At 52.0% G+C, this 8,864-nt stretch carries 9 protein-coding genes and 1 pseudogene; 5 read left to right on the plus strand and 5 right to left on the minus strand.

Features of this window, described 5'->3' with window-relative positions:
• The gene (ssuC, locus tag VF709_RS20880; protein ID WP_149896597.1) at positions 1 to 792 is read left to right on the plus strand and encodes an aliphatic sulfonate ABC transporter permease SsuC; all 792 of its coding nucleotides are present in this window, start codon (positions 1 to 3) and stop codon (positions 790 to 792) included.
• Complete coding sequence (gene ssuB / locus VF709_RS20885; RefSeq protein WP_149896596.1) at positions 789 to 1,559, plus strand: aliphatic sulfonates ABC transporter ATP-binding protein; 771 nt, start codon at positions 789 to 791, stop codon at positions 1,557 to 1,559. The genes ssuC and ssuB overlap by 4 nt, the downstream gene beginning before the upstream one ends.
• A 51-nt stretch (positions 1,560 to 1,610) precedes the next feature.
• Here the strand turns inward: ssuB and pepN are convergent, their stop codons facing one another.
• Positions 1,611 to 4,223, minus strand: a complete 2,613-nt coding sequence (pepN, locus tag VF709_RS20890; protein WP_440232245.1) for an aminopeptidase N — start codon at positions 4,221 to 4,223, stop codon at positions 1,611 to 1,613.
• 426 nt (positions 4,224 to 4,649) lie between these two features.
• Here pepN and VF709_RS20895 point away from each other — a divergent pair, with 426 nt between their 5' ends.
• A complete protein-coding gene (locus VF709_RS20895; RefSeq protein ID WP_440232246.1) occupies positions 4,650 to 4,889 on the plus strand; it encodes a DinI family protein in 240 nt (79 codons plus the stop codon).
• An 80-nt stretch (positions 4,890 to 4,969) separates the two neighbouring features.
• Complete coding sequence (locus tag VF709_RS20900) at positions 4,970 to 5,143, plus strand: hypothetical protein (RefSeq protein WP_440232247.1); 174 nt, start codon at positions 4,970 to 4,972, stop codon at positions 5,141 to 5,143.
• Positions 5,144 to 5,518: 375 nt separating this feature from the next.
• Here the strand turns inward: VF709_RS20900 and VF709_RS20905 are convergent, their stop codons facing one another.
• Positions 5,519 to 5,758, minus strand: coding sequence for a DNA polymerase V (locus tag VF709_RS20905; RefSeq protein WP_440232248.1), 240 nt, complete (start codon positions 5,756 to 5,758; stop codon positions 5,519 to 5,521).
• Between the two features lie 271 nt (positions 5,759 to 6,029).
• Here VF709_RS20905 and VF709_RS20910 point away from each other — a divergent pair, with 271 nt between their 5' ends.
• A complete protein-coding gene (locus VF709_RS20910) occupies positions 6,030 to 6,479 on the plus strand; it encodes a hypothetical protein (protein ID WP_440232249.1) in 450 nt (149 codons plus the stop codon).
• 671 nt (positions 6,480 to 7,150) lie between these two features.
• On the opposite strand, the gene VF709_RS20915 is transcribed toward VF709_RS20910, so the two are convergent.
• The 3 genes and pseudogenes from VF709_RS20915 to VF709_RS20925 form a co-directional block, all read right to left on the minus strand.
• Positions 7,151 to 7,387, minus strand: a complete 237-nt coding sequence (locus VF709_RS20915) for a hypothetical protein (RefSeq protein WP_440232250.1) — start codon at positions 7,385 to 7,387, stop codon at positions 7,151 to 7,153.
• A 30-nt stretch (positions 7,388 to 7,417) separates the two neighbouring features.
• Positions 7,418 to 7,972, minus strand: coding sequence for a tail fiber assembly protein (locus VF709_RS20920; protein ID WP_440232251.1), 555 nt, complete (start codon positions 7,970 to 7,972; stop codon positions 7,418 to 7,420).
• Between the two features lie 9 nt (positions 7,973 to 7,981).
• Positions 7,982 to 8,864: pseudogene (locus tag VF709_RS20925) on the minus strand (hypothetical protein); the annotation flags it as partial.

Consider the following 8,864-nt stretch of genomic DNA (forward strand, 5'->3'; position numbering starts at 1 on the left):
ATGTCTCTCACCTCACAAAAATGGCTGTTGCGCGCCGCCCCGTGGTTTTTACCTGTCGGCATTGTCCTTATCTGGCAACTGGCCTCCTCCACCGGCTGGCTGTCGAGCCGCATCCTGCCCTCTCCGGAGGGCGTGATCGAAGCCTTCTGGTCGCTGAGTGCCAGCGGCGAGCTGTGGCAGCACCTGGCCATTAGCTCCTGGCGCGCGGTGATTGGGTTTGCCATCGGCGGGAGCATCGGCCTGACGCTGGGGTTGATCAGCGGCCTGTCCCGCTGGGGGGAACGGTTGCTGGATACCTCCATTCAGATGCTGCGCAACGTACCGCATCTGGCGCTGATCCCCCTGGTCATTCTGTGGTTTGGTATTGATGAGAGCGCCAAAATTTTCCTCGTGGCGCTGGGCACGCTGTTCCCGGTTTACATCAATACCTGGCATGGGATCCGCAATATCGATCGCGGGCTGGTTGAGATGGCACGCAGCTACGGATTATCAGGATTTGCCCTGTTTATCAACGTGCTGCTGCCGGGCGCCCTGCCCTCCATTATGGTTGGCGTTCGCTTTGCGCTCGGCCTGATGTGGCTGACGCTGATCGTCGCGGAGACCATTTCAGCCAACTCCGGCATTGGCTATCTGGCAATGAACGCCCGCGAATTCCTGCAAACGGACGTGGTGGTAGTCGCCATTATCCTTTATGCCCTGCTGGGCAAACTTGCTGACGTCAGCGCCCAGTGGCTGGAACGCAGCTGGCTGCGCTGGAACCCGGCCTATTTCTCTCAGGAGGCGAAAGCATGAATACCGCCCGACTCACTAAGGGGACACCGCTGTTACTTAACGGCGTCACGAAACGCTACGGCGACAAAACCATTCTTAACGCCCTGGATCTGCATATCCCCGCCGGACAATTTGTGGCCGTTGTCGGCCGCAGCGGCGGCGGCAAGAGTACGCTGCTGCGCCTGTTAGCCGGACTGGAAGCGCCGAATAGAGGGGAGATTCTGGCAGGGACAACGCCGCTGGCCAATATTCAGGATGATACTCGCATGATGTTTCAGGATGCGCGCCTGCTGCCCTGGAAAACGGTGATGGATAACGTCGGGCTGGGCCTGAAAGGTCACTGGCGGGAGGAGGCGCGTCAGGCGCTGGCCGCCGTCGGGCTAGAGGATCGCGCCGGTGACTGGCCTGCTGCCCTCTCTGGCGGGCAAAAACAGCGCGTAGCGCTGGCGCGGGCGTTGATACATCATCCAGGCCTGCTGCTGCTCGATGAGCCGCTCGGGGCACTTGATGCCCTGACGCGGATTGAGATGCAGGATTTAATTGCCTCGCTCTGGCAGGAGCACGGTTTTACGGTCCTGCTGGTGACGCACGACGTGAGCGAAGCCGTCGCCATGGCCGACCGGGTGCTGTTAATAGAAGAGGGAAAAATTGGTCTGGATCTGACGGTGGATATTCCACGCCCTCGCCGTGTGGGATCGGCCAGACTGGCAGAGCTGGAAGCGGAGGTGCTGGAGCGAGTGATGAGGCGCGGTGTGAATGAGCGCGCCTTGATTACGGCTAATGCCTGATGCCTTCACCCGGCCCTCTCCCACAGGGAGAGGGTGGGATTAACGTTTATATTACGCCAGCGCCTTCGAAATCTTCTCGTACAGATCGCCAGAGAGATTTTCCAGCCCTTTAAGCTGCTCAAGCGCGGCACGCATCTTCGCCTGGCGCTGCGCATCGTAGCGTTTCAGGCGGATCAGCGGCTCAATCAGACGTGATGCCACCTGCGGGTTACGGCTGTTCAACTCGGTCAGCATTTCCACCATGAACTGATAACCGCTGCCGTCTTCCGCGTGGAACGCAGCCGGATTACTGCTGGCAAACGCGCCAATCAGGGAGCGGACGCGGTTCGGGTTGCTCATGGTAAAGGAGCGATGCTTCAGCAGGCTGCGCACGTTGCTGAGCGCATCGACTGCCGGACTGGTCGCCTGCAGAATGAACCACTTGTCCATGACCAGGCCATCCTGGTGCCACTTGTCGTCATACTCTTGCATCAGCGCATCACGGCACGGTAACTCGGCTGCCACGCTTGCCGCCAGGGCTGCGAGCGCGTCGGTCATATTATCCGCTTCGTGATACTGCTTGCTCACCAGCGTGTTCGCCAGGTCTGTTTCACCAAAGGCCAGGTAGCGCAGACAGGTATTGCGCAGGGAACGTTTACCAATGTCGTCATGTTCCACGCGGTACGCATCCAGCTTGTTGGCGTTGTAGATCGCCAGGAACTCATCCGCCAGTTCGGCCGCCAGCGTGCGAGTCAGCGCTTCACGCACAGCCACGATGGCAATAGGATCGATGGTCTCGAACAGCTCAGCGATTTCGGTCGCGGACGGCAACGTCAGGATTTCAGCCGCGAGGGCCGGATCAATCTGTTCATCCAGCAGAACCGCACGGAACGCGTCAGCCACGTGAACCGGCAGCGACAGCGGCTGGCCCTGCTGATGACGATTAACGTTCAGCTTGATGTATGTCGCGAGCAGGCTTTGCGCGGCATCCCAGCGGGAGAAATCGTTGCGCGCGTGACGCATCAGGAACGTCAGCTGCTGATCGCTCCACTTGTACTCCAGCTTCACTGGTGCAGAGAATTCACACAGCAGCGCAGGCACCGGCTGGAAATAGACGTTATCGAAGATAAAGGTCTGCTCTGCCTGGGTCACGTTCAGCACGTGGTGTACCGGATGACCGCCCTTCTGCAGCGGGATCACTTTGCCTTCGTTATCATACAGTTCAATGCTGAACGGAATGTGCAGCGGATATTTTTCTTCCTGCTCAGCCGTTGGCGGCGTGCGTTGGCTGATGGTCAGGGTGTACTGCTCGGTCTCCGGATTGTAATCGTCTTTAACGGTGACAATCGGCGTACCGGCCTGGCTGTACCAGCGGCGGAAGTGAGAGAGATCCACATTCGACGCATCTTCCATTGCCTGCACAAAATCATCGCAGGTGGCAGCGCTGCCGTCGTGACGCTCGAAATAGAGCTGCATCCCTTTCTGGAAGTTCTCCTCGCCCAGCAGGGTATGGATCATACGGATAATTTCCGCCCCTTTTTCATACACCGTCAGGGTGTAGAAGTTATTCATCTCGATGACTTTGTCAGGACGAATTGGGTGCGCCATCGGACTGGCATCTTCCGCGAACTGCAACCCACGCATGGTGCGCACGTTGTTGATGCGGTTAACCGCCCGCGAGCCCAGATCGGAGCTGAACTCCTGGTCACGGAATACGGTCAGGCCTTCTTTAAGGCTCAGCTGGAACCAGTCGCGGCAGGTGACGCGGTTACCGGTCCAGTTATGGAAATATTCGTGGCCAATAACCCGCTCGATATCGAGGTAATCTTTATCGGTGGCGGTATCGGTACGGGCCAGCACGTATTTGGAGTTAAAGATGTTGAGACCTTTGTTCTCCATCGCCCCCATGTTGAAGAAGTCGACGGCGACAATCATATAGATGTCGAGATCGTATTCCAGACCAAAACGCTCTTCGTCCCATTTCATGGAGTTGATGAGCGAGGTCATCGCCCATGGTGCGCGATCGAGGTTGCCACGGTCAACGAACAGTTCCAGCGCCACTTCTCGGCCAGAACGGGTTTTGAAGGTGTCACGTAAGACGTCGAAATCACCCGCCACCAGCGCAAACAGGTAGCATGGTTTCGGGAACGGATCCTGCCACTGTACCCAGTGACGGCCGTTTTCCAGCTCACCCTCACCCACGCGGTTACCGTTAGAGAGCAGGAAAGGATAAAGCGTTTTATCCGCGATGATTTTGGTGGTAAAACGCGCCAGCACGTCCGGACGATCAAGATACCAGGTGATGTGGCGGAAACCTTCCGCTTCACACTGGGTACACAGCGCCACGCCAGACTGGTAGAGCCCTTCCAGCGCCGTATTGGCGGCAGGGCTGATTTCATTCACGATGCGCAGCGTAAAGCGTTCCGGCAGGTTATCGATCACCAGCTGGTTGTCTTCTTCTTTATAGTCAGTCCAGGCTGCATCATTAATATGCAGGGAGACCAGCGTCAGGTCTTCACCATCCAGACGCAGCGGCACTGCCGTCGCGCTCTGGCGCGTCACCTGGCTTACCGCCGTCACAACGGTTTTAGTGGCATCCAGGTCAAAAGTCAGATCGATATCGCTAATCAGGTAATCCGGCGCACGATAGTCGTGGCGGTATTTGGCTTGTGGCTGTTGTGTCATAGAAAACCTTATGCATCGTTTGTCGAATAACGATTCCAGTCTATTCCTGTTGTGTAGATCGCGCTATGCAGAATGTTCATCTTTTCAGGTACAAACACCCTTTTTGCTACATTTGTATAATATGAACTCATAGTTTTTAAAATCGATAAAGATCGTCCAGGAGCGCATTAAACAAGGGATGAGCGAGATCGATGCAAAGCGAGATTTGCGAACTTTAACGAACTTCACAGACCACTTTTGCCCCATCCATGCCCCATGCCTGAATCAAGCCAACATCAGTCACCATCGGTGTTACAAGGCATAGCAGTTATCAAAACTCTGCCATAACTTCCCCAAAACCTTAATTGTTCACATTGGACGCCTTGACAGACAAAACCTCTGTTGTATAAATACTGTATATCCAAACAGTAAAAAACAGGTGGGGTTATGTTCGTTGAACTGGTTTATGACAAGCGGAATGTTGAGGGGTTAGCTGGTGCTAGAGAGATTATCCTAGCTGAACTGACGAAGCGGGTGCACCAGATTTTCCCTGATGCTGAAGTGAAGGTGAAGCCGATGCAGGCGAACGGCTTGAATAGTGATGCCAGCAAAAGCGACAAGGAAAAGCTGAACCGCATGCTGGAGGAAATGTTTGAAGAAGCCGATATGTGGCTGGTGGAAGAATAATGCGCATGGACAACATGATCATCTCGGGAGCGCGTATCTACTTCCCACCTGACAATTAGCTGCCAAAAGCTTCCGACGACATGCTGACTTTTGCTGTTGTCCGGGATGCTGACACCATCCAGGACTATTTATTATTTATCCACAAAGGCGGTAAGTGGGAGCTTGCCTCCCCTCGTTTTTTCAAAGAAGCTGCCTTTGCGATAACCGCTGCCACCAAAATTGCAAGCAGTCGTTATCCAAACGTTGCCTGTTGATCATCTGCTGGTAAAATGCGCGCGGCTGGTTACCATTCAATATTCGCACTATCGGAAGATCACCGGCCAACCAAACTTCCGGTAGCCAATCCTCCACTGAAGTCAACCAACGGCAAAAAAGCAGAAATCACATTCATTGTCTATATTTTGATCTCTTAGCACTTCAAAGAGTCATCAGATGCAAGATTTTTACATTTTAATCAATAAGATACTGCCTTTTCAGGACTAAATTCTGGGGATTCTTTGTGTTCATTAATCATCTGTATTTTCAATGTATTAGCTATTAGTTTTGGAGAAGATATTTCTAATTGATTTTGCCACTTTCCTCAAAATCAGTACCCAGTAAGGTATAGTTTCCAGCGATAATTCCCCATGTCACAACCCTCCGTTCGGGTTGAACAGCTGGAACGTCCGGTCCTCTCCTTCCTGCTCAGAGATATCTTTGAAGGTAGTTACGTAGGTTTCGATCCAGACATTCGCCTCCCTCAGGGTCAAATCCCAGTTCACTTTTCTGAGGTTCTCAACAAAAGACTCAGTGGTGACGGTTCTTCGCCCGTTCTGCTCTATCACTATGGCCTGGCGAAACGCTGATTCAATTTCATACATCCGTGGCATATCTCCCCCTAAGAATATTACTGTGCATACATACAGCATGTTTTCACACAAAAGCCCGTCAATTCGGGATTTCGAGGTTATTTCTAAGGGAATTAAAATAGAAGAAATTTAGTGAGGCGTTGACTTACCTTCATTCCGTTCGGAGTATTTAAGGGTCGTGTGCATGATGGTTATCCGACATAGCGGTTCTGTATTAAAGATTTTTTCATCATTTTTTATACCGCGATTTGATTCCATCACTTTCTTCACCTAACAGTAACTGAGGATAAAAATGACAAATTCAATACGTCAATATTATTACTCCCTTGAGGGAGCCTACCCACATAACATGCTTGTGGTTAAAGATGGAAAGCTTCAGCTTATATCCAGCGATGATTTTTTTTCTGGGGATACAAGTATTGGAGTATGGGAAGTAAACATAGACGAAAGGAGTCTTGGGGATGAGTATCAGGCAACGCACTGCTTATACAATCCAAAGTCCGACACTCACATCATCGCAGACAATGGAAATGCTTCATTAAAGGAAGGTCGGTGCGTTTCGCCTCATGACCTTATCGCTTACAAAAACTTGACAACTGGCCATAATGCCAGCCAGTGGCTGCTCAATGACCCATATCACGCAAACCTTCACATGACAGCGGGGGCTACTAATAACTTGGTATTCATTGAAGCACCGCCTGAAAAATGCACTTGGGTACAAACGCCTATATCACCGTACTAACTTATACTCCAGTTAGTGTACTACAGGCTCGTTTCACAACGAGCCTGATTATTTTTTACTCCATGCTTTACTAAAAACCGACTCACAAGACGCGAACTCATCTTTACCCATCACCAGCCTTGCAACACCCCAAACTTACAAATAGTTACATTTGTTATTGAATTTGGCCTTGTTCGGATCGCCTGCCGTACTGACGATGACATCGTAAGTACAGGAGCGCTGACAACTGCGCAGCACCTGCAGGCAAGTGAGCGCTGGGCCAACCTCAATGGCGGTGCTTTTGAACCTAAACTCTTTCCGAGGAGTCGCTCATCCTCAAAATGCACCGCCTCCACAAATGGATTTATTTATGAATAACGAAAGCATAAGCAGCGCATTAGATCTAATAAACAACATACACAACTTATTTCGGTCCCCTGCCAGCCGAGAAGAAGAGGAAATACTTCATCTGGTTAATGCTGTACGGTGGAGAGTGCAGAATTTCTATGCAGAACGTTTCGGATATAAACCTGAATCGACTTGCGGGTAACTTACTCCACCAGCCAAAACCGCATCACCATCCACTGTTGACTTTCTTAATTCCCGTTACGATTATCTCATTTATCTGGTTTCTTTCATCGGTTTCCAGACACGGCGGTGCAGTTTAACCTGGCTTTTCCGAAGAGCGGTTATCACAGCAACTGCACCGCCACTCTCAATGGTGGCGCCTTCCTGAGTCCCATTACTGCATCGTTATCGTTTTTCAGGTTCGCGCCACCACCATTTTTTTTCTTGCCAAATAACACTCCCATTCTGATTATTAACCTGTCCGGTGTTCCTGGCAGGTTTCCCGGACACGGCGCAGCACTTCTTGCATGGGGGTGTTGCGCCACATCCCTAACGTAACTTTGTTTTACTTGCAGGCGCATATGACAGTCTCCTCGCTGTTGCGCCTTTTTTTATTCAGGCTTTTCCGGCCACTTATCCGGCACGTCTTCCGGTTTAATACGTGTCAGCAGGACGCTGTACTTCTCCCAGTCTTCGAGACGGGATTTATCTTCTTCGGTTGCCATACCGTATTTAACAGCACGCTCGAGCGGCGCAATGACGCACTCAGCCTCTGCCTGCAGTTTACGCTTCAGCTGTTTAGCAATCTCCTGCAGTTCATCAGGTGTAGGCTGGTATTTCTGAATCCGGCCATCGAGATAACACCAGGTGCCGTCCGTCAGGCTATCAAGTGCTCCCTCTGGCAGGTCTTCTGCACCCACTTCCGCAACTGACATGTTAACCGGGTTAAGCTCAGTGACGTCATTGCTGAAACAGCAGATGATGCCCTTGCCGTCATACAGTACTTTAAGGGTGTCATCAGCAAAGTTCTGCTGAACGTCATACCAGTCGTTGCCCTCTTCATCACGCAGCCATGTCATCACTGCTGGCCGTCCGTCTGGCAGTACCAGCACTTCTACCGGCGCGCTTTCAGGCTGGTAAGGAGAGAAGTTTTTATAGTTTTCCATCGAGTTTCCTTAAAGGCTCTGAACGTTTACCCAGGAGCCATTTACCAGCGCCTGAAGCGGGCGGTAGCCCATCCCGGTTAAAGCACCATCACTGCCGCAACGCACCGCTGACTGAACACACCCTGCCGGAGCACTTACTGTCTGATGGTTGGGAACATCAACTACAACCTGAGCACCAAGTCGCGTTAATGTGCTGCTTTTACCGAGATATCGGCTGTCAAAATTGGTGTAATTTCCAGGGACAACCTGGCCTGGACAGTAGTAGTTTCCTTTGGTGTCCCAATAGTGGTGAATATCCTGTCCAGCGCTACCCCGCATGTACAGATGCCAGGTTAAATCCGTTCCACTGACCAGAACTCCCTGCGTGAATACCCATGCGTTACTGCTCAGGCGTGCACGTTGTTTGATAAGAGGATGGTATTCACTGGTCCCGACAGAGGTGAAATCGTGATAAAACGGGGCTTTGGTATTGTACTGGTCATTCCACATGAACGTCCCGGTGTACGCACCAGTAATTTCGCCCGTCACCGTGCCGCCCTTCAGCGGAAGCGCATCAACATCCTCAGCTGTTGGTTTGTTCTTGTCGGTATAAAAATACTGGTAATCCTTGCTGCCCGTCCCTGTTGCACCATCCCAGCGAAATGCAATCTTACCTGTGGGGCTGGAAGGGATAATCAGATGACGGCTATTTCTAACCGCTCCACCGTCCTGGCACAGGGTGAATGTGTAAGCATATGGGCCACCGCTGACAGCATGAGTCCAGAAGCCCGAGGGTAAATCGGCTGGAATATTGTCATAGTTGTCAGACGCAGAAACAGCAGTACGTGGTGCAACACCACCCAATCCCATCCAGCCCGCCACCGGCACACGCCCGGCTGTCGTATCGGTCATG

This window comes from Enterobacter sp. Lyrl_3, from assembly GCF_051948675.1.
Lineage (GTDB): Bacteria > Pseudomonadota > Gammaproteobacteria > Enterobacterales > Enterobacteriaceae > Enterobacter > Enterobacter cloacae.

Excerpts from the sequence above, each read along its gene's own strand:
- ssuC (WP_149896597.1), top strand. The coding sequence starts at position 1 with ATGTCTCTCACCTCACAAAAATGGCTGTTGCGCGCCGCCCCGTGGTTT.
- ssuB (WP_149896596.1), top strand. The coding sequence starts at position 789 with ATGAATACCGCCCGACTCACTAAGGGGACACCGCTGTTACTTAACGGC.
- pepN (WP_440232245.1), bottom strand. The coding sequence starts at position 4,223 with ATGACACAACAGCCACAAGCCAAATACCGCCACGACTATCGTGCGCCG.
- VF709_RS20895 (WP_440232246.1), top strand. The coding sequence starts at position 4,650 with ATGTTCGTTGAACTGGTTTATGACAAGCGGAATGTTGAGGGGTTAGCT.
- VF709_RS20900 (WP_440232247.1), top strand. The coding sequence starts at position 4,970 with ATGCTGACTTTTGCTGTTGTCCGGGATGCTGACACCATCCAGGACTAT.
- VF709_RS20905 (WP_440232248.1), bottom strand. The coding sequence starts at position 5,758 with ATGCCACGGATGTATGAAATTGAATCAGCGTTTCGCCAGGCCATAGTG.
- VF709_RS20910 (WP_440232249.1), top strand. The coding sequence starts at position 6,030 with ATGACAAATTCAATACGTCAATATTATTACTCCCTTGAGGGAGCCTAC.
- VF709_RS20915 (WP_440232250.1), bottom strand. The coding sequence starts at position 7,387 with ATGCGCCTGCAAGTAAAACAAAGTTACGTTAGGGATGTGGCGCAACAC.
- VF709_RS20920 (WP_440232251.1), bottom strand. The coding sequence starts at position 7,972 with ATGGAAAACTATAAAAACTTCTCTCCTTACCAGCCTGAAAGCGCGCCG.